This is a genomic window from Janthinobacterium sp. 1L-D-8-B-C4, assembly GCF_057291295.1.
On the sequence record NZ_JBXAVX010000005.1, the window covers coordinates 119,210 to 140,105 of the forward strand.

General features: G+C 58.4%; 17 protein-coding genes. 8 read left to right on the plus strand and 9 right to left on the minus strand.

Features of this window, described 5'->3' with window-relative positions; genetic code table 11:
• The first annotated feature begins 437 nt into the window (after positions 1-437).
• The 5 genes from AC0Z42_RS11130 to gluQRS all read left to right on the plus strand — a co-directional run bounded on the left by AC0Z42_RS11130 (position 438) and on the right by gluQRS (position 3,503).
• Positions 438-860, plus strand: a complete 423-nt coding sequence (locus AC0Z42_RS11130) for a hypothetical protein (RefSeq protein ID WP_485468283.1) — start codon at positions 438-440, stop codon at positions 858-860.
• A gap of 21 nt (positions 861-881) precedes the next feature.
• Positions 882-1,145, plus strand: coding sequence for a hypothetical protein (locus tag AC0Z42_RS11135; protein WP_485468284.1), 264 nt, complete (start codon positions 882-884; stop codon positions 1,143-1,145).
• A gap of 63 nt (positions 1,146-1,208) precedes the next feature.
• Positions 1,209-1,568: a VOC family protein gene (locus tag AC0Z42_RS11140; RefSeq protein WP_485468285.1), complete on the plus strand. Its 360-nt coding sequence runs from the start codon at positions 1,209-1,211 to the stop codon at positions 1,566-1,568.
• A 52-nt stretch (positions 1,569-1,620) separates the two neighbouring features.
• Positions 1,621-2,109, plus strand: a complete 489-nt coding sequence (locus AC0Z42_RS11145; protein ID WP_485468286.1) for a hypothetical protein — start codon at positions 1,621-1,623, stop codon at positions 2,107-2,109.
• A gap of 476 nt (positions 2,110-2,585) precedes the next feature.
• Positions 2,586-3,503: a tRNA glutamyl-Q(34) synthetase GluQRS gene (gene gluQRS, locus AC0Z42_RS11150; RefSeq protein WP_485468287.1), complete on the plus strand. Its 918-nt coding sequence runs from the start codon at positions 2,586-2,588 to the stop codon at positions 3,501-3,503.
• A 77-nt stretch (positions 3,504-3,580) separates the two neighbouring features.
• Here gluQRS and AC0Z42_RS11155 read toward each other — a convergent pair whose 3' ends face one another.
• Both AC0Z42_RS11155 and AC0Z42_RS11160 read right to left on the minus strand, forming a co-directional pair.
• Positions 3,581-5,806 carry a TonB-dependent receptor gene (locus tag AC0Z42_RS11155; protein WP_485468288.1) on the minus strand — a complete coding sequence of 742 codons (2,226 nt, stop codon included), beginning with the start codon at positions 5,804-5,806 and terminating at the stop codon, positions 3,581-3,583.
• Between the two features lie 229 nt (positions 5,807-6,035).
• Positions 6,036-6,314, minus strand: a complete 279-nt coding sequence (locus AC0Z42_RS11160) for a hypothetical protein (RefSeq protein ID WP_485468289.1) — start codon at positions 6,312-6,314, stop codon at positions 6,036-6,038.
• Here AC0Z42_RS11160 and AC0Z42_RS11165 point away from each other — a divergent pair.
• Together AC0Z42_RS11165 and bla are read left to right on the plus strand one after the other, a co-directional pair.
• Positions 6,313-9,327: a hybrid sensor histidine kinase/response regulator gene (locus tag AC0Z42_RS11165; RefSeq protein ID WP_485468290.1), complete on the plus strand. Its 3,015-nt coding sequence runs from the start codon at positions 6,313-6,315 to the stop codon at positions 9,325-9,327. The two genes, AC0Z42_RS11160 and AC0Z42_RS11165, sit on opposite strands and share 2 nt — an antisense overlap.
• On the plus strand, positions 9,320-10,222 hold the full coding sequence (gene bla / locus AC0Z42_RS11170) for a class A beta-lactamase (RefSeq protein ID WP_485468291.1): 903 nt from the start codon (positions 9,320-9,322) through the stop codon (positions 10,220-10,222). The genes AC0Z42_RS11165 and bla overlap by 8 nt, the downstream gene beginning before the upstream one ends.
• Here the strand turns inward: bla and AC0Z42_RS11175 are convergent, their stop codons facing one another.
• The 7 genes from AC0Z42_RS11175 to AC0Z42_RS11205 all read right to left on the minus strand — a co-directional run bounded on the left by AC0Z42_RS11175 (position 10,223) and on the right by AC0Z42_RS11205 (position 19,757).
• On the minus strand, positions 10,223-10,660 hold the full coding sequence (locus AC0Z42_RS11175; protein WP_485468292.1) for a DUF695 domain-containing protein: 438 nt from the start codon (positions 10,658-10,660) through the stop codon (positions 10,223-10,225).
• A 36-nt stretch (positions 10,661-10,696) separates the two neighbouring features.
• Positions 10,697-11,356 carry a hypothetical protein gene (locus tag AC0Z42_RS11180; protein WP_485468293.1) on the minus strand — a complete coding sequence of 220 codons (660 nt, stop codon included), beginning with the start codon at positions 11,354-11,356 and terminating at the stop codon, positions 10,697-10,699.
• A 61-nt stretch (positions 11,357-11,417) separates the two neighbouring features.
• Entirely contained in the window at positions 11,418-11,684 is a 267-nt protein-coding gene (locus AC0Z42_RS11185; protein ID WP_485468294.1) for a PAAR domain-containing protein, read from the minus strand.
• An 11-nt stretch (positions 11,685-11,695) separates the two neighbouring features.
• Positions 11,696-13,339, minus strand: coding sequence for a type VI lipase adapter Tla3 domain-containing protein (locus AC0Z42_RS11190; RefSeq protein WP_485468295.1), 1,644 nt, complete (start codon positions 13,337-13,339; stop codon positions 11,696-11,698).
• Positions 13,340-13,372: 33 nt separating this feature from the next.
• Complete coding sequence (locus AC0Z42_RS11195) at positions 13,373-15,622, minus strand: T6SS effector phospholipase Tle3 domain-containing protein (protein WP_485468296.1); 2,250 nt, start codon at positions 15,620-15,622, stop codon at positions 13,373-13,375.
• A gap of 17 nt (positions 15,623-15,639) precedes the next feature.
• The gene (locus tag AC0Z42_RS11200) at positions 15,640-18,465 is read right to left on the minus strand and encodes a type VI secretion system Vgr family protein (RefSeq protein ID WP_485468297.1); all 2,826 of its coding nucleotides are present in this window, start codon (positions 18,463-18,465) and stop codon (positions 15,640-15,642) included.
• 92 nt (positions 18,466-18,557) lie between these two features.
• Positions 18,558-19,757: a GAF domain-containing sensor histidine kinase gene (locus AC0Z42_RS11205; RefSeq protein WP_485468298.1), complete on the minus strand. Its 1,200-nt coding sequence runs from the start codon at positions 19,755-19,757 to the stop codon at positions 18,558-18,560.
• Between the two features lie 148 nt (positions 19,758-19,905).
• Between AC0Z42_RS11205 and AC0Z42_RS11210 the strand changes: the two genes are divergently transcribed.
• Positions 19,906-20,895: a nucleoside hydrolase gene (locus AC0Z42_RS11210; RefSeq protein ID WP_485468299.1), complete on the plus strand. Its 990-nt coding sequence runs from the start codon at positions 19,906-19,908 to the stop codon at positions 20,893-20,895.
• Position 20,896: the final 1 nt, after the last annotated feature.

The following is a 20,896-nucleotide window of genomic DNA, read 5'->3' on the forward strand; positions in this document are numbered from 1 at the left end:
TGACGAAATGCAAATTCTTGCTTATCCACATAAAAAATTTTTATCAACTGCAAACTTGCAAATTGCAAAAAGAAATAACATCTACATTCATCTATCTGGCACATGGAACGCAAAATTAATAAGCCCAAAGATAATTCATTTACTGAACAATATGGAGTCACCGGAAACGAGTTGGAAGTTTATTTTTTGCTTTTTTCTAAATCCAAATTTTATCTGCGCTTGTTTTTACGCCATTTCTGAAACTACACAATAAACTATATTAATGCAAATAAAAAAATAATAAAATTTCAAAAAAGTAGCAAAAATAAAATAAAATAAAATAAAATAAAATAAAATAAATTATATTTCTTTATATCTACTAGAAAAATATCGAAAAATATCTTCGATAAATTTTAATTTGGCCGAAAATCGCAGAATCTAGCAGCATTTAAAAAATTATGGATACAAGTCGTGATTTTACATTTAAAGATGGACATTTTTCTGTGAAAGAATCAATCCTCCTGTTTAGAGGAATGAAAAGAAAAAATTTATACTCGACATCTCAGAATTGGGATGTATGGATTAGGCATGAGAATGATGAAATCGCCTATAGAGCCAGTTTTAAAATCAAAAAATCCACAATAATAATTATTTGTTTTTTTGAAGAAAATGACGGCCCCATAAAATGCTGGGACTTTGGCCCTGCAAAAGGCATGAATGGATTCCAGTCTGGACCTGAAGGAAAATATACAAGGAAATTGAGACGGTGGTTTCTAGATGAGTTAGGCATCATGCTGCCGCAAGCAGGGATTTGGGGAGGAATAGATGCTTTTCACGACCCACACAATCATACTACATCCGTTTTTTGCACCTATCAATAAAAATAATATTAATTCGAATTTATGAATATTTCAGATATTGCAAAACAAATTTCGATTTTAAAAATCCCGCCAGATGCGTTCTCTATTGGCGATCCAATTCAGGATGAGAGTCTATGCATCAGAGAAAAAAATAGATCTTGGGAGGTTTTCTACCATGAACGAGGAATAAGAACAGAACTTCGTGTTTTCAAAGAAGAAGATGATGCTTGTGAAAATCTTCTACTCAGAATAAAAACTTTGAATCTATATAAATTAAAAATAACTATTTACATCCATACTTGTTAACCAGAAATAAATTAGATCCATGAAAAAATCTAATATTTCAGATTCCATTAATATGGGAATACTTTGCTGAATTTTGACGAAGCGAAAAAATTCTATATTGATCATCTTGGATTTTTTGTCACGATGGACAGCATTATTCAGCTTAATTCAGGGACCAGTCGCCGACTAACAATGGCGCACGAGTACAACAAAAATTTCTCGATAGAGTTCATGCATCCTTCAAGCATTGAGCAGGCAAATCTCATAGGTGCGAAAGGTGGGACCATCAATCTATTCACCTTGCCAACAAGAAACATTGACACACTCAAGGAACGACTGGAAAAGACTGTTTTTTTCATCGATTATGTAGAGGTGCCCTACGCAAGTTTTTTAAACTTGGAAGATCCTATGGGGAACAATATTTGCCTCTACGAACCGTGCTGAACCAATGCAATAGTTACATGAAAATGCATCAATAAAATTACGCATAATAAAAATGAAAAAATTTAAAATCTCAAGTTATGCTTTTGATTTTATCAATGGATTGTTGCGCATCAATGGAGATATTGCAGTATCGAACAAAACCCCAGCAAACGATGTCACGAACAGAATTATCAACACATTCCTTATCAAACCCAGAACACCTGAGCCTGGAATTTTTATTTTCGATATCAACGGATGGGTAGACAAGCATGTCGTTGAGATGATTACTTTAAAAGAAAACTCCTTAAAAATATATTGCATAATAATGCATTATTTTGAAAATAATTCTGTCGGCAACGGCATCGGTGAATCATCGCTCGTCAAAAAAATTCAAAAAAAGAGTGGCATTCCCGGCAAAACAAAAGGACTATCAGAAATAGTATTCAAATTCCCATGGGGAAGCATAATCGTACAGCATGATATAAAATTATCTTCCTCATGCATAATCTTGCAGTACAAAAAAATACCCCGAGGATCAACTTATCATGTCGAGAAAAAATGATACTTCAAAACCATTAGTCAATATCGATAAATCCATCGATGTACAGAAAAGAATAATAGAATTCATAAAAAATAGTGATTGTTTCTTCCCAAAGTCGAGTGAGATAGGATGGCTTATTTTATTAAAGAAACTACCCGAAAAATTAAAAATATGTCTGCTACATGAAATTTCATTGGGAAATTCATTGGCAACATTGAATTGCTCAGACTGGCCAGAAAAGGGGAGTGTTGTAGCACTGCTGAGTAACAAGTTCAGCATAACCGAATTCGACAAGGACCTACATTTCAGAGAATTAAATGATCCGCATTATTGCAGAGAAGAAATTTCATACATTGAAGATAATGTTACGCATTTGATTATCAATTAGATCATATTAAAACGGGGCAGTATTTGACTTGCCCACCGCCCTGCCCGATACTTGCCGCTGTCGCCAAGCTCTCACCCTGAGCCACACAGCACCAGCACCTATCACCACCATGTCCTACTTCACCGCTCCCGCCCCCTACATCGGCCGCTTCGCCCCTTCCCCCTCCGGTCCCCTGCACATGGGCTCGCTGGTGGCCGCCATGGCCAGCTATCTTGATGCCAGGGTGCATCAGGGCACATGGCTGCTGCGCATCGAGGACCTGGACTATGACCGTAATGTGGATGGTGCCGATGCGGCCATCCTGGCCAGCTTGCAGCGCTGCGGCATGGTCTGGGATGGCGAGGCCACTTGGCAGAGCCGGCGCTTGCCGTTGTATGAAGCGGCCTTGAAGCGCTTGCAGGATGACGGCCTGGTGTATGCCTGCGGCTGTTCGCGCAAGGAGATACACGATTCACTGCTGCAAGCGGGTGCGGGCAGGCATGGCGCGGCGGTGTATCCGGGTACTTGCCGCCATGGCTTGGCGCCGGGCAAGGAGGCGCGCGGGCTACGGCTGCGGGTGCCTGAGGGCGCTGCGGTCGTGTATGGTTTTGTCGACCGCTGGCATGGCCCGGTGTGGCAGGACCTGGCCAGCGAGGTGGGCGACTTTATCGTGCTGCGCGGCGATGGCTATTGGGCGTATCAGCTGGCGGTGGTGGTCGACGATGGCGAGCAGGGCATCACGCAGGTGGTGCGCGGGGCCGACTTGCTCGATTCGACGCCGCGCCAGCTGTATCTGCAGGATGTGCTGGGCTTGCCGCATCCCGGCTATTTGCATGTGCCGGTGGTCAATAACGCGCTCGGTGAAAAACTGTCGAAGCAGACCGGGGCGCTGGCGTTCGATACGGGCACTGCTACAGCCGATTTGCTGGCCTCGGCCCTGCTGCCGGCGGCGCGCTTCCTGGGCCTTGACCTGCAGGCAAATAACATCGATGACTTCTGGCGACGGGCAATACCGGCCTGGGCAACGCGGCTTTCTGAACAGCCATAAAAAAACCCGCTGCGGCGCAAACCGTAGCGGGTTCAAGGCAGACACCAGCCGCAAGGGCTGGCGCCTGAAATCGGCAATTAGAAGTTGCCTTTGAACTGAACACCAAACTGGCGCGGCTCGTTGATGAAGCCGGTCAGGTTGTTGAAATCGATGGCGCCGGTCACGCGCTTGGTGTCAGTGATATTGCGGCCGAATGCGGCCACTTCATACTTGCCGTCTTGCCAGATGTAACCTGCGCGCAAGCCGCCTTCCACCAGCGCCTTGCCGGTGAACTCGGTCGACTCGTACAGGAAGAAGTTGATCTTGCTGCGGTAGGACCAGTCGGTGTAGACATAGAACTCGCCGTTTTCCATCGGGATCGAATAGCGGCCGGTGGCGGTAACGGTCCACTTCGGTGCTTGCGGCAGTGCATTGCCGTTGATGATGGCGTTGCCGGCGGCGTTTTTCGGATCGGTCACGATGCAGCTGCGGCAAGTGGCCACCGACAGGGTTGGATCGTCGATTTCCGTAAAGTTGTAGCTGCCGCCCAAGGACATTTTAAGGCTGGGCGTGACAAAACCTTCCAGTTCCAGCTCGGCGCCGCGGCCATTCGTCTTGGCGGCGTTGATCAGGCGCGTGACGTTCGAATTGCCACCCACCACCGTCAGCTGCTGGTTCTTGACCTGGTAGTCATACACGCTGAAAGCCACGCGGGCGCGGCGCTCGAACAGGTCGGCCTTGACGCCGGCTTCGTACGAGGTGATGGTTTCGGCATCGGCCACGGTGACTGGCACGCTGGTGCTGGCTGGGGCAATACTTGGCGCACGGAAACCGGTAGCGACACGGCCGTAGAAGCTCACGTCCTTGGTGTATTTATAGGTGCCACTCAGGTCCCAGTTGAACTTGGATTTGCTGACATCGGCGCTGGTCGGATTGACCTGCACCACGCGGTCGGCCACCACGGTGTCGAAGTCTTTCTTGTCTTTCGTGTAGCGCAGGCCGGCGCGCAGCATGAAGGCGTCGTTGACGGCGTAGTTGACCGAACCGAAGGTCGCCCAGGCGGTGTTTTTCTGGCGGCTGGCCAGGTGCGAAGCGAGCACGTGGGTGTCGGTGGTGTAGGTGTCCGAGAAACCGTTGGCGTCTTCATTGAAATAGTACACACCTGCCTGCCAGTTCAGCGGGCCGGCGTTTTTCGATTCGGCGCGGAATTCCTGCGAGTACTGTTTTACGCTGCTGATGCCGCCGGCGGTTTCCACGTTGAATGGAATCGCTGGCGTCATGCCTGGCGCGCCACCGTCGATATCGCCGTGCGACAGGTAATTGCCGACGTGCTCGAAACCGGTGATCGAATACAGTTTCACGCCGTCCAGATCCCAGCTCAGGCGGGCGCTGGCGCCATTGGTGCGCAGGTTCTGGAAGTTCGGTGCGTTGGTGAACGATTTGTTCGGATCGAAGCCGTCGACCAGGTCATTGCTGCCAGGACGGATGGCGTTGGCGTAGAACACGCGCGCGCTGCCGGTGGTGTTGCGCTGGTGTACGTTGAACAGGGCATTGAAGGTGGTGTTCGGCGCATACAGCACTTGCACGCGTTCGGCATGTTCGTTGTAGCCATCCAGCGAATCTTTCTGGCCGGTAAAGGTGTTGTCGACGTAGTCGTCGCGGTGCTGGCGCAGGGTCGAGAAGCGCATCGCCCATTCTTTGCTCAATGGCACGTTGACGGCGCCTTCGGCATTGATGGTGTTGTGGGTGGCGACCGAACCGCTGTAATAGCCTTCGATCTTGTCCAGGTTCGGCTTGGCCGACTCGAACTTGACCACGCCGGCGGGAGTGTTGCGGCCGAACAGGGTGCCTTGCGGGCCGCGCAGCACTTCGACGTTGGCCACGTCAAAGATAGGGTAACCCTTCAGGATCGGGTTTTCTTGCACGACATCGTCGTAGATCAGGGAAACAGGCTGCGATGCAAAGATGTTGAAGTCGGTATTGCCGTAGCCGCGGATGTAGAAGCGCGGGAAGGTACGGCCGTTCGACGATTCCACGTTCAGGCTCGGCACTTTGCCGGCCAGCATGCGGATATCCTGGCCACCCGAGACGATGACGTCCAGCTTTTGGGCGGTCAGCATCGATACGGAAACCGGCACGTCGCGGATGTTTTCCTTGCGGCGCTGGGCCGTGACGGTCACGGTTTCCAGCTGGCTGGCGGCAGGCGTTGCGTCAGCAGCGGCTTCGTCAGCGTAGGCCGTGCCGATAGGCAAGGCTGCGGAAAGGGCAAGCATGGCGGCGCTTTTGGCGCACAGCCGCTTGTGCATCTTGGACATTTTGATCATGAAGAGTTCCCCAGAAGTTAAAAAGTAATGCGAAGAATGTCCTGCGGTCTCCGGTATTCTTTATGCGGCGCTATGCAGTCACCTGCACCTTTCTGGTGCGGCAGCGCGAGCGGATGTCCCTCCGCTCCTGGCGTCGCTGGCTCCGTCCCTGCTGCCTATTGCCGGCAGCGGTCATGCCCGCATCGTCTCGATGTCTCGCAGACGCCAACTTTAAAAACAAGGCGCCAATTTAATTCAAGCGCGTCTTTGGCCGCAAGAATATTGTTGCCATGCACAACCATTCATCCAAAGAATGGCCTGGATAGTGGTTATTCAGCCACAAAGACCTCTTTTTCAGGTATTTCATGGTGGTTTTCATACTTTTCAAAAGAGCCACAAAAAAGTGTGGCATGGCTGCAAGCGAAAACGCCCGGGTCCGTAAAACCTGTAATATCGCAATAATTACATTCGCTGCGCTGCCCCATACCGGTGCAGCTGCAGTCCGCGTACCATAGCCGACCGTGTCCATGCCCGAACCCCGCCCGACCTCGCCTGCCACTGCCGCCAACCATGCGGTACCGTTCCTGTTCGATGTCACGCCGGACCTGGTCTTCAGCATCAGTGTCGACGGCACGCTGTCCGCTCTGAACCCCAGCGCGCGGCGCATGCTGCATGGCAGCAGTTGGGATAGATTATGGATTCCCAGCGACAATATCCGGACACACACGGCGCTGCAAGCAGCGCGCCGCGAAGGCCAGGCGCAATGCGACGCCACCTTGATCGGCGGCGCCACTGGCAACGGTTGGCAAGTGCTGCTGCATCGTTTGCCGCCCGATGAAATATCCGGACAACAAGTGCTGGCCATCTGCCGCGACATCAGCGCGCGCCTGGAAGGGGCACGCCAGCTGGCCGACAACGCCCTGCGTGCGCGGACCCTGCTGGGCGCTCATTGCGACATTGCCTGGAGTACCAGCACGGCCGGCAACTTTGACGCCGACCAGCCCGCCTGGCGCGCCTACACCGGCCAGAGCACGGCTGAACTGATGGGCAAGGGCTGGCTGAATGCCGTGCATCCCGACGACCGCGCCATCGCCGACGCCGCCTATCCCCATCCATCGGAAGTGCGCACCACCGAATACCGCTTGCGCCACGCCGACGGCAGCTACCGCAATGTTGTCGCCCGCATGCTGCCGGTGTACGGCGCCGACGGCGCCGTCAGCGTCTGGGTTGGTTCGCATACCGACGTGACCGCCACGCGGCAAGCCGAACAGCGCCTGCGGCTGGCGATGCAGGGCGGGCGCATGGGCACCTGGGATATCGACCTGGGCAGTGGCAGCATGGCGTGTTCGGCTACCTGCCTGGCCACTTTCGGCTTTGCCCAGGGCGGCACGGTGGACTATCAGCGCTTGAGCGCCGCCATGCTTGAACCGGACCGCCTGCGCTGGCAAGCAGTGCTGCACCAGGCGATCACCAGCGCCAGCGATGTCGAGGTGGAAGTGCGCGTGCGCTGGCCCGACGGCTCCTTGCATTGGGCACACATGCGCGGCGCCTGCACCTGCGACGCAGCCGGCAATGTCATTGGCCTGTCCGGCATTTCGCTCGACATCACCGCCAGCAAGCACAACGAAGAAACCTTGCGCATGACCCTGGCCGCCGGCGACGTGGCCACCTGGAACTGGGACATCGTGGCAGACAAAGTGACGGTCGACAGCAATATGGCGCGCCTGTTTCCAGTCGATACCAGCAGCTCCGGTCCGGCGCCGCTGGCGCGCTACGTGGAAGTGATCCATCCCGACGACCGCGAACGGGTCGGCAGGCAGATCGAGCAGGCGCTGCAATCGCATCAGCCGTTCGAATCGCGCTACCGCGTGCGCGCCGTCGACGGCCAGTACCATTCGGTGCTGGCGCGCGGCCGCGCCGAATATGGCGCCGACGGCACGCCCTTGCAGTTGCCGGGCGTAATCCTCGACATCACGCGCCAGAGCCAGGTGGAAGATGCGCTGTCAAGCAGCGAAGAGCGCTACAGCACCTTGATCGACCTGATGGACCAGGCTTTTTGCGTGATTGAAATGCTGTACGACGAGCAAGGACATCCGGTCGACTTCCGCTACCTGGAAGCGAACCCTGCCTTCGTCAAGCAGTCGGGCCTGACCGACGCAATCGGCAAGACCATCCGCAGCATCGTGCCCAACCACGACCAGCACTGGTTCGACATCTACGACCAGGTGTTGAAAAGCGGCCACCCGATGCGCTATGAAAACGAAGCGCATGCAATGGAGCGCTGGTTTGAGGTGTTTGCCGCCCGCCTGGGTGGGCCTGGCAGCGTCAAATTGACGGTACTGTTTACCGATATCAGCGAACGCAAGCGTGCCGAAAAGCAGCTGCGCCAATTTGCCGACGACCTGTCGGAAATGGACCGTCGCAAGACCGAATTCCTGGCCACGCTGGCGCACGAATTGCGTAACCCATTGGCACCGATCCGCAACGGCCTGCAGATCATGCGCCTGGCGGCCGACAAGCCGGCCACGGTGGCGCGCGTGCGCGACGTGATGGAGCGGCAGGTGAACCAGATGGTGCATCTGGTCAATGACTTGCTGGATGTGGCGCGCATCACGCGCGGCCAGATCGAACTGAAGCTCGAACGCACGGACCTGAAAACCATTATCGCCAGCGCGGTGGAAACGAGCATGCCGCTGATCGAAGCGAACCAGCATCAATTGCTGGTCAATGTCGATGAACAGGCCTTGCCGCTCGATGCCGACCCCACGCGCCTGGCGCAGGTGGTCGGCAATCTTCTCAACAACGCCGCCAAATACACGCCGGCCGGCGGCCAGATCGTGCTGACGGCACGCCGCACCGGCGACGCAGCGCAAATCGACGTGCGCGACAGCGGCGTGGGTATTCCAGCCGCATCCTTGCATACCGTGTTCGACATGTTCACGCAAGTGGGCCAGAACATGGGCCGTGCCCAAGGCGGGCTGGGCATCGGTTTGTCGCTGGTGCGGCGCCTGGCCGAGCTGCATGGCGGCAGCGCCAGCGCGGCCAGTGCCGGTACCGGCCTGGGCAGCACATTTACGGTACGCCTGCCGCTGGTGGTGCAAACCACGCCAGCCACGGACGACGGCATGGCGCAGTCATTGCCCACGGCGGCCGCGCCGTTTCGCGTGCTGGTGGTGGACGACAATGTCGACGCCGCCGACACCCTCTCCGCCGTGCTCGACATCATGGGCCATGCCACCCACGTGGTGCACGATGGGGCCCAGGCGCTGGCCGCGGCGCCGCAATTCCTGCCCGAGGTGGTGTTTCTCGATATCGGCCTGCCCGGCATGAACGGCTACGACGTCGCGCGCGCGCTGCGCCGGACCCCGGCCGGCGCGCATGCCGTGCTGATCGCGTTGACCGGCTGGGGCGGCGAAAACGACCGCAGCCAGTCCAGCGCAGCCGGCTTCGACCATCACCTGACCAAGCCGGCCAATCTGCACGCCATCGGCGAGTTGCTGGCGACCATATCCACCGAGAAAAAGAAAACCAACCATGAATGAAGAGTTCAACCCTGCCCGCCGCCACCTGCTGATCCTGGCCGGCGCCGCGCTGCTGTGCCCGACGGCGCTATTGCATGCCGCATCCAATACCGCCACGGCTCTCGATGCCCAAGCGCAACTGGCAGCGCTGGAGCAGGCTGCCGGCGGGCGCCTGGGCGTGTCCGCCCTGCACACCGGCAGCGGCGCGCGCCTCAAGCACCGCGCCGACGAGCGTTTTCCCATGTGCAGCACCTTCAAATCCATGCTGGCGGCAGCCGTGCTGGCACGCAGCACCAGCGACCCGCATCTGATGAACAAGCTGGTGCGCTATGAAGCAAAAGAACTGGTCAGCTATTCGCCGATCACGGAAAAACATGTGGCCACCGGCATGCGCGTGGCCGAACTGTGCGCCGCCACCTTGCAGTACAGCGACAACAGCGCGGCGAACTTCCTGATGAAAATATTGGGCGGCCCGCAGGCAGTAACCGCCTACGCGCGCAGCATCGGCAATGATGTGTTCCAGCTGGAACGCTGGGAAACCGAACTCAATAGCGCGATTCCGGGCGAGGTACGCGACACCACCAGCCCGGCCGCCACCGTGCAAAGCCTCGATGGTTTGCTGCTGGGTACCAGCTTACCCGCAGCGCAGCGCCAGCAACTCGATACCTGGATGCGCGGCAACACCACCGGCGACCAGCGCATCCGCGCCGGCGTACCGGCCGGCTGGAGCGTGGCCGACAAGACCGGTTCGGGCGCTTACGGCAGCGTCAACGATATCGGCGTGGCCTACCCGTCCGGCGACGCGACCGCGCCGCTGGTGATCGCCATCTACTACACGCGCGAACAAAAAAATGCGCCGACCAACCAGGACATCATTACCGCCGCCACGCGCATCGTCGTCGCAGCGTTGAGCTGATCAGCCTTGTGGGAGAGCGGCCATGAACCCTGCATAAGTGGACCATGCCGGGTCGGCTGCGCTGCGAATTTCAATCGGGAACTTCGGACGCGGCGCCAGCGCCGTATTGAGGCGATTGAAAAATTCCTCGCCCGACTGCGTGTAATAAATCCATTCGCGCAGGTTCTCGCCGGTCGACACCAGCGCCAGCGTGGCAAAACCGTCCGCTTCGACCACAGGTTCCAGCGCCGCTTCCAGCTCTTCCATATGCTCGCGCTCGTTCGGCGACGGCATGCCGGTCTCGTCTTCATAGCGCCAGGCAATGATGATGCGGTCCGGCTGCGACGACAAATCCCAGTCGTCATGGAAGGTATCGACATAGCGGTAGATGATGGCCATCTCGTCGCTATGGGTGACGACGGTGCCCCAGCTGCGGGCGGAAGTGGAGTTCTGGTTCATGGCGGGCACTCAAAGAGAAAAAACAAGGTCCGTAGTTTACAGCACCGGCGGACAAGTCACCGTCCAGGCATCATATTGCTGGCCGCTCTTGCGCAGCCAGATGCGGGCATAACTGTTGCGGTCGCTCCTGAACACCAGCGCATACTGCTCTTGCGCCTGTGGCCGCGACGCCCCCACGTCGACCGCCGCCAGGCTGAAGTTCAAGGCCCGCAACGGCGCGCATTCGGTGTTGCCCGCCATCAACAGACGCGCCCGCGCCAATAGCGGCTTCTGGTACAGCAGCACGCCTTCGAGTTCGGCATCGGGCACGCGCTGCAGCAAGCGCACCGGCTCGGCCACCGGCCGGCAGGCGCCACGGTCGAGCCAGGCGTAATAGTCGACGCCGGCCTCTTCCCAGCGCGCCTGCCTGCCGGCGCCCTTCAATACAAAGGTGGTGCGATGGGCGCGGCACAGCGCGCCCTGCCCCCGGTGCGGCGCCGCTTCCGTGCTGGCGCTGACAGTCCAGTCACGCTTGTCATCGTCGCGCCGTACCTCGAACAGCGTACGGGCCGGCTTGTCCTTCGGATGCGCCTGTGCATAAAAATCGTCGAATGACTTGCGCTCGCCGGCCGTGGCCGTGCGCTCGGCCGCGCTGGCGGACAAATTGCAGGCCAACAAGGCCAGCAGCGCCAGTGGACGCAGGGGAGTAACTTGCATGCAATTCCTTGAGAGGTCGGTCGAGGAATTATAGATGAGCGGCAGGTGGATCAGGGGGAACTCAGGTGTCACCATAAGTGGCGCCACCGGCAATCAGGGTCGCGCCGCAGCTGGTGCGGTCGCCTTCGAACGCCACCGCGATGCCATTGATGGTGTGACGTTCGCTACCACTGGAAATGGTGCAGCCGTTGTGGCCCTTGAGCGGGCAACTGCACAGGTCGCCGACACAGGCCAACGCGATGCCGCCCACCGTGAAGTGGCTGGCGGCGCAGGACACCACCTTGCCGCCGTGCGTGGTGGCGTCGCCGAGACGGATGACTTTGCGCATGGCATGCTCCTTTAATGTCCGGCCTGCTGATCCAGCAGGGCTTCCACCGACGGCGCCGCATAGTTGGCGGGGTCGACGGACGGCGTGACCCTGCTGCGGAAGATCTCGCGTGGCTCCTGTTCCTTGCGCACCGCGTCCGTCGGTGGCGTGATGAAAATGATGCTTGCTTCATCGCGGTCGCGCAGGTTGATGGCCGCGCTGGCGCCACCGTCGCGATAGCTGCCCATCACGCCGATCGCCATCTGCACGAAAAAGGTGGCCGCGCCCGTATTGCCCAAGCGATGGTCGGTATTGATGAACTGGGCCGACTTGCTGCTGTCGAGCTCCGGCCCGCCCTGCTCTGCATACTCGTGCAGCATGCTTTCCAACATCAAATGCTGCGCCGGCTGCTTGCCGGTGGCGGCAATAATGCGCGCCGCGCCCTTGCTGCGTTCGGTTTCCGGCAAGGTCTGCAGTGCTTCCTGCCAGCCCGCATTGAAGATCTTCTGCCGCTCGTCACGGCGCGTCACCGGCTTGCCGTTCTCGTCCTTGAATTTGACAAACACCGGACGGTGCACGAAGCCGAACGACGGCAGGCGGTCGAAGGTCTCCATCTGCGCGCGGTTCCACGGAATCGGAAACCACGGCGTCGGTTTCCAGGTTTGCGGCGGACGGTTGATCCACGGGTTGATGGCATTGAACTGGTACAAGCCAGCGCCACGGACATCGGGACGCTGGGCGAATTTGGCGGTGGCGGCGAGCCATTCGGGGACGGTGGGTTGGCGGGGCACAGGGATATTGGACCATCTGGAGTCCGGCGGTGAGGCCAAGGAATTCATTAATTCAAAATACATGGCCCTCAGCTGCTCATTGACGAATTTATTCTCAGGATCTTCCCATACATAGGGCAGCATGGATGCGACTCGCTCCCTGCGCGCCAGGATAAACACGGCGGTGGCGTCTGGCATATCCGGGATGTAATAGCCATCCTTCAATTTCCTATCTTCACCAGGCTTGCGATTTCCATCCCTGGTACCGACGCTGTCTTCGGAGTGCACCACAACATAAGGCACATCCGGATGCGCATCAAAAAACGCGAACACTTCGTTCAACAGATCATCGGGATGCACGTCGAGCTTCCAGGATGCGGTCGAGAAGAGATGCATGGGCAATCCACCGGTCACAGCCCCGGCTACCAGCCCTGCCATCGGATCAGCCGGACTCGGCTGTTTAGAAGGATCAAGTATCGGCGTACCGGCATAAAACGATGGCATTCCCCAGCAGATTGGCGTGAAATTGATCCCGTTTTCCAGCGCGTCATAGGCTCGGGTACCGCCTGTCCCATCCTTGTCTGATGCTGTCCACGGATATTTCTTCGGGTCCTGCTCGCGGATAGTTGTGAAAGGACTTCCCTGTTGCAAGGCATCCCAAAGCTTTCCTTGCCGGTACTTGTCCAGCGTGACACCCAGTCCTATCACTTCCAGTACATACTCGCGTCGCGCCTGCTCGCCAGCCCTGGCATTTGCCTCTGCCAACGGCTGCTGCGCTATCTGCTGCCGGCTACCGCTCTTTGCGGTGGCAGTTATCCACCACACTCCCGCAACCAGGACAAGCAAAACCGATACAACCCAGAATAAACGCACCATCATGATCATCACCTTTGAGTAATCGTTCATCGATCGACATTGATGTATATTTTTTGCCGGATTTCAAGTCACCATCTTCAGCGTTCTTGTGTGTGAGATGACAATCTTCCACAGGCCCCCTGACAGCAATGGCAGTCCTGCAGGCAAGACACCGCTGTTGTAATAGTCAATGGTTCCATTAATAATTGCAGCTCGCCATGGGGGCTCCACATTTAAATAAACAGAATACGAATCACGAAATAGTTCCTCCAAAAGAATCCCCTTTCTTGGTTTATCGTTAGTCTTTGGTTTTCTGATCCGCCAATCCGCCACCGCACACAAATACGCATAAAACTTCGGATCCGAACTGGCCTTGCCGCTGCCGATGGCCACGTCATACGCCGTTACCTGGCGATGGTTTTTCGCGCTGCCGATAATCGAGCTGTGAAACGATTTGGCGCTCACTTCATGCTGCCAACGCAGGCGCGCTTCATTCGGGCTTTCCTGTATATCGGCCACGACATTGCAATCGGGATAGCGTTTGGCGGAAACGACCGTGCGGCGGTCAGCCTCGGGTTTCTTGTCCAGCCCCTTTTCCTTGTTATAGCTGGCCGTCATCAAGGCCAGGTCTTGATCACCAAGGAATTCTTCTCTGTCAGGATACTTTTCACAGCCCCTTGGATCCGGACGAAATTCCTTGTGCACCAGCATGCCGCGTCCGCTGGTCGGGGCGATCGTCGCTTCGCAGGGATCGACCTCCTCGACCGGCCCCTGATCTTTGACTGAGCGATTCCTCATCCTTGATGTTGTTGGGATGCTGGCAGGATCGACTTGCGACGTGCCACGCAAATCTGCCGGCACGGGCTTGGGCAAGGCTTCGCCCGTGATGGTGCGGATGCCTTGACGCTGATCGGTTTTGCCGAGTTTGGTATCGATGGGCCAGGCGCCCTGCTTGTGTTGCGCACGATTGCCACGCTGCGACACTTCCACATGTGACTTCCCTGTTTCCGTCTGCAGGCGCAACGGAAAATCGAACGGCGGTGGCTTTCCCACCAGCGACACGCCAACTTTTCCCGTCGCAGGGTCCAGCCTTTCCTTGTTGCTGAATACGCGCTGGTAAAAATGCTGGCCCAGCTCCTCCAGCGGTTTGCGCACATGATCACGCAAAAAGGGAATGCTGGTAACACCTTTCTTGCCGTTCTCCAGATAGGCTCTTTCCTCTATCGCGATCTCGCTACCGGTGGCAATATCGGCTACCCCATCCCAGCCGATGCCCTGGATATTATCGAGCGCCACCGTCATATCTTCCGGGCAAAAATACAGAACCACCTTGCCGCGGTTGTCGCGGTCCGCTTCCGCCTTCCAGCCGCTGCCGACCATACCCCGATGCTTGTCATCTTTCAACTCGGCAAACGCCGGCGCAGCCGCTTTGCCTGCCCCATTCGCCACTCCAGCCACGATATTGACCAGTGTCTTCAACCGCGCCGACAGCGTCTGCATCCCGTCAAGCAGATGGTAATACGGTCCCATGGCAGCATCCTCGCCGCCGTCGAGCGTGCTGAGCACTTTTATCAGCGAGGGAATGTAATCGACCAGGCTATACGGAGGATGCATCAGGATCAGGTTGTCAGCGGGCGCCAGTCCCTTTTCCATCAGCATGGCCTGCGCCAGCAGCGACAACAAGCAACCCTGGCTGTGCGCGACGATACTCACCGTCTCTTGCGTATCATAGTCGCGTATCATGGAAATCAATGCCGCCAGCCGCTGTGCCGCCAGCACCATATACATGCGGCCCGGCGCGGTGCGCAACGGCCGCAGGGCATCGCCCATCGGATCGAGTGGCGCATAGATGCCGCGGCGCCACATATCCGGCAGGCTGCTGGTGGCGTTGCCGAAAGGGCCGCCTTCCTTGGACAGATCCTTGTCCAGCCGGTTGCCATGGCGATCGACAAACTGGCCATTCATGGTGCCGGTCTTGTCAGACACCTCACGGTAGCCCCAGTAAAACGGAATCACCGGGCTGTTCGTCTCTTCATTGAAACTGCGCTTGAAAAACACGGCGTCCGGGTCTTCTTCCAGCTTGTCCTTGTCGGCCGCCACCGGCATGCGGTAGGACGCCGGCGTAAAGCCGCGCCCCAGGCGCTCTTTCAAGCCCTCGCACAGGCCGTGTTCCACCGCCTTGTAACTGACGCCCAGATCATTGACGCCATGGATGACGATGATATTGCCCGGCAGATTGCGGCGTATTTTCACCTTCTTGCAGACAGTGCGTTCGCAATGCAGGACGGTCACGTCCTTGCCCACCACATACGGTACTTTCGGATAGATGCTCATCGCCGCTCCCGTTGTTGTCAATCCTTGTTGTTGAATACTTCGATGCCAGCCAGGTGCATGGCGTCGCGTTCCAGCAGCTCGCTCTTGGCGGCCTCGTCGCTGCGTCCATCCGCCGTCGAGCCATCGCCCAGTTGCACTTCAAACGGTGATTGCGGCGCCAGTTGCGGTTCCTGCTGGTCATCATCGTCTTCATATTCAAACTGGAATTGCTGGTCGGCCCTGGCATCGGCAAAGCCCGGCAATTGCGCTTCCATGCTTTGCGCGCCGCCAAAGGCAAAACTGGGCGCATTGAACTTCAGCGGCGAGTCGCTGCCAAAGGTAATGCCGTCGGCGATGCGGATAAAGGCGCCATGCTTGGAGATCAACACGATCTCGTCGGCCATGGCCGTGATCTTGCCCTCGCTGGCCGCCAGCTTGAGATTTTTCCCTGCATTGATATCGGTGTCGTCGTGCTGGCTTTGCAGCAGCAACTTGCCGTGATGGGCAATGGCGCGCAGGCCATCGGCATGGGCGAACAGCGAAATGCCCTTGCCGGCATTCACGCTGCAGCGTTGCCCCGCCACCCATTGCAGATGCTGCTGCGCCACCGTATCGACATTGCTGGCGGAATAACTGATGATGGCTTTGGAACTGGCAAAGCTGATGCCGGCCGGCGCCGTGACGGCGATCAGGGGCGCGCCACCTGGTTCCATGCGCGGTGCGGTATTGCTGGCGCCTTCCCAGCTTTTCAGCGCCTGCTGCAACTCCTGCTGGGCTTGCTCTTCAGGCTGGCCGCCTTCGTGACTGGCGGCATACTTGCCCAGCGAGCGGAACAGCTGCAGGCAGTTCTCCATCAGCGCCAGCATCTCGCCGCGCGCCATCTGGCCGCCTTCGTCACTGTGCAGCCGCCATGCCGACAGCAGCATGCCCTTGCTTGCCCGCAGCGACAGTTGTTCTTCGGTGCGCAGTTCGGCGCCTTCGCCGCGCGCCCCACCTTGGGCGTTGGAACGGTCGCGCGTCAGCCAGCCCAGGTTCAGCTGCGTATCGCCATGGTCGCTGGCAAGCTGGGCATTGATCTGCCCCGGCGCGTCATCGAAGCGCAACTGGTTGGCGCGGCCACCCTTGATTTCGCGGCTTTTCATGCCCGACAAATAGCGGTTGCCAGGCAGGTCTCCCGACTTGCTCAGGGCAATCGGCTGCGCGCCGTGGTTATACAATTGGCCGACGATCACCGGCAGGTCCGGATCGCCGCCGGGAAACGCCAGCAAGACTTCGCTGCCTACCCTTGGCAGCCCGAGAAAACCACACTGCCGACTACTGCCCGGTCCATTGCCGGCCCAGCTCGACGCCACCCGCACCCAGGCGGAATCGGCAGCGCTGTCGCTTGCGCCGGTGCCGTTCGCATGCTGATGGTCGGCCGGGCGGGTGGCGGGAAAGCGCACCTTTACCCTGCCATGCGCATCACAATGTACCTCTTCGTTTGCCGGCCCCACCACCACCGCGCTTTGCATCGCCAGCGGCGGCAAATCGGTACGCGGATCATAGGCCGGCACGATGGGTACGCCGCGCCGCACTGCCGTCAAGGCGACATGCAGGCGCAAGGGGCCGTGCGCCACCACTGTATTGAAATCGCGTTGCAGCAACGCATCACCCTGCTGCAGCCAGCGGTTGCGTTCGAACAAGCGCGCCACGCGCGCGGCCAGCGCCTGCGGCAGGTTATTCTGCGCCGCCACCTGCAGCGAGGTGACGACAAATTCGCGTTCAGCCGCAGGCAGGCGATCGATATCGGGATGATGCGTCAAGGTGAAATATTCGCCCGCGCACAGGTCGCGCACGCTGCCTTCGGCATGGAAACAATGGCTGGCGTAATCGTGACGCTGCATCGCCAGCATGCCGAGATGACACAGCGCTTCATGGTCCGAGGCACCCGTTTGTGCCGTACGTGGCGGCAACACCAGGTAATCGTCGAGGGTGGCGGCCAGCGCATTGCCGTGCATGCCACCCCTGCCCTGCGCCGCCATCTCGGCCGACATGAAAGCGCGACCGCGCGGATGCTCTTCATTCCAGCGATGGCGGGTGACCTTGCCTGCCTGCAAGGTGCGCACCTCGCTCCAGGCGCTCAGGGTATCGCGCTCTTCGGTGGCACGTTCCGCATGGTAGCGCACGCTGCCCACCATGCTCTGCCGCAAGCCATCGGCATGGTTGAACAGCACCAGGGTATGCGACGGTTCGGACGGCGCATGGGCCGGGCCAGGGCTGCCAGCACGGAAAAACCAGCCCACGCCGCTACGCGCCAGCAGCCTGCGCACGAAGGCCGCATCGGACTCGTTGTGCTGCATTACGAACTCGCGCCGCGGATAACTTTCCGCTTCAAAAAAATCCGCATAGGCATACTGGAAGGCATGCGCCAGGACGCTGTTGCTGCGTATCCATTCGTCAAGCAGCAGCTGGACGATATCGATATCGCTCTGGCGGCGAAACACGCGCGTATTGATGCGCTTTTCCATGATGGAAAATACATCGGTGAATACCAGCTGGTAGCTGGCCAGGCCGCCATCGCTGTCGCCGGCGCTCGCTTCAGTGATGATGCCGCACACGCTGGACAAATGACCCTGGTCGGTGACGATATCGAGCGCAGCTGGCAGCGCCACCAGGCTGGCCAGTGGCAAGCCTGCATGGCACGACACGCACAGCACGCGATACTCGACACCGCCGCAGATGGCTTGCCGGCCGAACACGCTCTGCGGTATCAAGGCTTTCGCAGGCAGCCCCGGCATGGGCGCCAGGCGCAAGCGCAGGGGGCGGTTTGCGCCCAGCAGGTGGTCTTGCTCGAAAAATTCTGGAAAATCATCGCCACCATCCATCGCCGCCTCCTGCGGTTGCCGTAGAAAAACGACAATGCCACGGGCAGGCAAGGCGATACTTGATTTTCAGCAACTGATGGTGGTGCGATCAACTATGCCGGCAGGGCCATGCGGAAGCTGAACACGGTACCTGCATCGGTCGAACTGACGCTCAACTCGCCCCGGTGCGAGCGGGCGATCTGCGAGGCGATATACAAACCCAGGCCCAGGCCGGCGGCGCCGGGGTTGGACTGGTTGCCACGCCAGAAGGGGTGGAACAGGCGTTCCAGGGTGGCCGGTGCGATTGGCTGGCCCTGGTTGGCGACGGTGATCAGCAGCTCGTTGTCGCGGCAATGCGCCGTCACGTGGATGGCCTGGCTGGCGTCGCCATGGATCAGCGCATTGACCAGCAGGTTCGACAGCAATTGCGTCAGGCGCCTGGGGTCGCAGACGAGTTCGCACTGCAGGTCGATCTGGCTGTGGATGCGCCGGCCCGGATGGCTGCTTTCCAGCTCGGCCACCGCATGCGCCAGTTGCGCACCCAGGGCGGCCGTGCTGACCATTGCCAGCGGGATGCCGCCACCGAGGCGGCCGCGAGTAAAATCCATCAGATCATCGACCAGGCCGCCGATGCGGTGGCCGCTGCGGGCGACGCGCTCGGCCACCTTGCTGGCTTTGTTGCCAGGTGACATCAGCTTGATCAGTTCTGCACCATTGACGATGGAGGCCAGCGGCGTGCGCAAATCGTGGCCCAGCACGGCGATGAACTGCTCGCGCAGCTCGGCCGTTTCGCGTTCGGCCAGCAAGGCGCCTTCGGTGGCGATCATGCGCTTGCCCGTTTCCAGCTGCAGCGAAATCAGTTCCGCATACAGCTGCAGCGAATCGCGCACCTTTTGCGACGCCAGGCTGTGGGGTTCCGGATCAAGGCCGCACAGCGTGCCAAAAAATTGCCCGTCCTGCCAGTACAAGGGGATCGAAAAATAGCTGTCAAAGCGGTATTGCTTCGGCGTCGGATGGTCGCGGTACAGGTCGCTGGCGGCCACGCTGTCGATGATGATGGCGGTTTGCCGCGTGCGCACGGCGTCGCACAAGGTGCTCGACAGCACCAGTTCATCGCCGGGCGCCAGGTTGTAACCCAGGCCGTCGAGCACGGCGCAGGTGGTCCAGGAATCCTCCGTCACGCGCGCCACGCACACGAAGCGCAAACCGGTACTTTCCGCAATCACGCGCATGATGGTGGGTACGGCTGCAATCGACTGCACCAGCGCCACATCGTTGGCTTTCAACTCGTCCATTTCCAAACACCCATCCATGATTATTCTGACATGATTGATATAACTTTCATACCATCTCCATGGGCGTCATTATGGGCCAGTGGCAAAACAAACGCGAGCAATCCAACGATTGCCGCACAGCACGCTGCTAAAATCGCGGCTGTTTGTTCACTTCTCCGGGTTTGCCATGTCCCTCTGTTCCTTGCTGCTGCGTCGCGCGGCCCTGCTGCCATTTTTCGTCACCAGCATGCTGCTGCCCGGCGCTGCCAGCGCAGCGCCAGCCGCGCCCGCTGTTCCCCATAAAGTCATCGTCGACATGGATATCGGCGACGATATCGACGACGCCTTTGCGCTGGCGCTGCTGCTGCAAAGTCCCGATATCGAGATTATCGGCATCACCACCGCCTGGGGCGACACGGCCTTGCGCACGCGCCTGCTGGAACGTTTTCTGCGCGACACCGGCCATGCCGGCATTCCCGTGGCGCAAGGCGCCGCCACCGCCAACCCCACGCCATTTACCCAGGCGCGCTATGCGCTGCGCGGGCAGGCGCCGGCGAAAACACCGGAAGACGCCGCCAGTTTCATTTTGCGCGAAGCGGCGCGCCAGCCAGGCCAGGTCACCTTGCTGGCGCTGGGGCCGCTGACGAATGTGGGCGCGGCGATCGCGCGCGACAAGGTTGGCTTTGCCAAGCTGAAACAGGTGGTGATGATGGGTGGCTCGGTACGGGCCGGCTACCGCAAGTCGCAGTATGTACCGGTGCGACCGGCCGACAAGGAATACAACATCGTGTCCGATATTGCCGGCGCGCAGGCGCTGTTTGCCTCTGGCGTGCCGCTCGTCATGATGCCGCTGGACTCGACCCAGATCCGCCTCGACGAAGTCGAGCGCAACGCCATCTTCGGCCACGGCTCACCGCTGACCGACGCCGTCACCTTGCTCTACCATCAATGGATCGACAGCTACCAGCCGTGGTCAAGCAATATGCCGTCGCTGTTCGACGTGGTGCCCGTCACCTGGCTGATCGATCCCGCCAGCTGCCCCACCACGCCGCTGCGCATCGCCGTCACCGACGACGGTTTTACGCGAGAGACCAAGGGCCAGCCCAACGCCCAGGTTTGCCTGGCATCAAGCCAGCCGCTTTTTTTCGACATCATGATGCAGCGGCTGCTGAAATGAA

What these genes read in the sequence shown, in the direction of transcription:
- AC0Z42_RS11155 (WP_485468288.1), bottom strand. Translation starts at nt 5,806, where the DNA reads ATGATCAAAATGTCCAAGATGCACAAGCGGCTGTGCGCCAAAAGCGCC.
- AC0Z42_RS11205 (WP_485468298.1), bottom strand. Translation starts at nt 19,757, where the DNA reads ATGGATGGGTGTTTGGAAATGGACGAGTTGAAAGCCAACGATGTGGCG.
- AC0Z42_RS11145 (WP_485468286.1), top strand. Translation starts at nt 1,621, where the DNA reads ATGAAAAAATTTAAAATCTCAAGTTATGCTTTTGATTTTATCAATGGA.
- gluQRS (WP_485468287.1), top strand. Translation starts at nt 2,586, where the DNA reads ATGTCCTACTTCACCGCTCCCGCCCCCTACATCGGCCGCTTCGCCCCT.
- AC0Z42_RS11135 (WP_485468284.1), top strand. Translation starts at nt 882, where the DNA reads ATGAATATTTCAGATATTGCAAAACAAATTTCGATTTTAAAAATCCCG.
- AC0Z42_RS11210 (WP_485468299.1), top strand. Translation starts at nt 19,906, where the DNA reads ATGTCCCTCTGTTCCTTGCTGCTGCGTCGCGCGGCCCTGCTGCCATTT.
- AC0Z42_RS11180 (WP_485468293.1), bottom strand. Translation starts at nt 11,356, where the DNA reads ATGCAAGTTACTCCCCTGCGTCCACTGGCGCTGCTGGCCTTGTTGGCC.
- AC0Z42_RS11195 (WP_485468296.1), bottom strand. Translation starts at nt 15,622, where the DNA reads ATGAGCATCTATCCGAAAGTACCGTATGTGGTGGGCAAGGACGTGACC.
- AC0Z42_RS11175 (WP_485468292.1), bottom strand. Translation starts at nt 10,660, where the DNA reads ATGAACCAGAACTCCACTTCCGCCCGCAGCTGGGGCACCGTCGTCACC.
- bla (WP_485468291.1), top strand. Translation starts at nt 9,320, where the DNA reads ATGAATGAAGAGTTCAACCCTGCCCGCCGCCACCTGCTGATCCTGGCC.
- AC0Z42_RS11200 (WP_485468297.1), bottom strand. Translation starts at nt 18,465, where the DNA reads ATGGATGGTGGCGATGATTTTCCAGAATTTTTCGAGCAAGACCACCTG.
- AC0Z42_RS11190 (WP_485468295.1), bottom strand. Translation starts at nt 13,339, where the DNA reads ATGAACGATTACTCAAAGGTGATGATCATGATGGTGCGTTTATTCTGG.
- AC0Z42_RS11160 (WP_485468289.1), bottom strand. Translation starts at nt 6,314, where the DNA reads ATGGACACGGTCGGCTATGGTACGCGGACTGCAGCTGCACCGGTATGG.
- AC0Z42_RS11165 (WP_485468290.1), top strand. Translation starts at nt 6,313, where the DNA reads ATGCCCGAACCCCGCCCGACCTCGCCTGCCACTGCCGCCAACCATGCG.
- AC0Z42_RS11130 (WP_485468283.1), top strand. Translation starts at nt 438, where the DNA reads ATGGATACAAGTCGTGATTTTACATTTAAAGATGGACATTTTTCTGTG.
- AC0Z42_RS11185 (WP_485468294.1), bottom strand. Translation starts at nt 11,684, where the DNA reads ATGCGCAAAGTCATCCGTCTCGGCGACGCCACCACGCACGGCGGCAAG.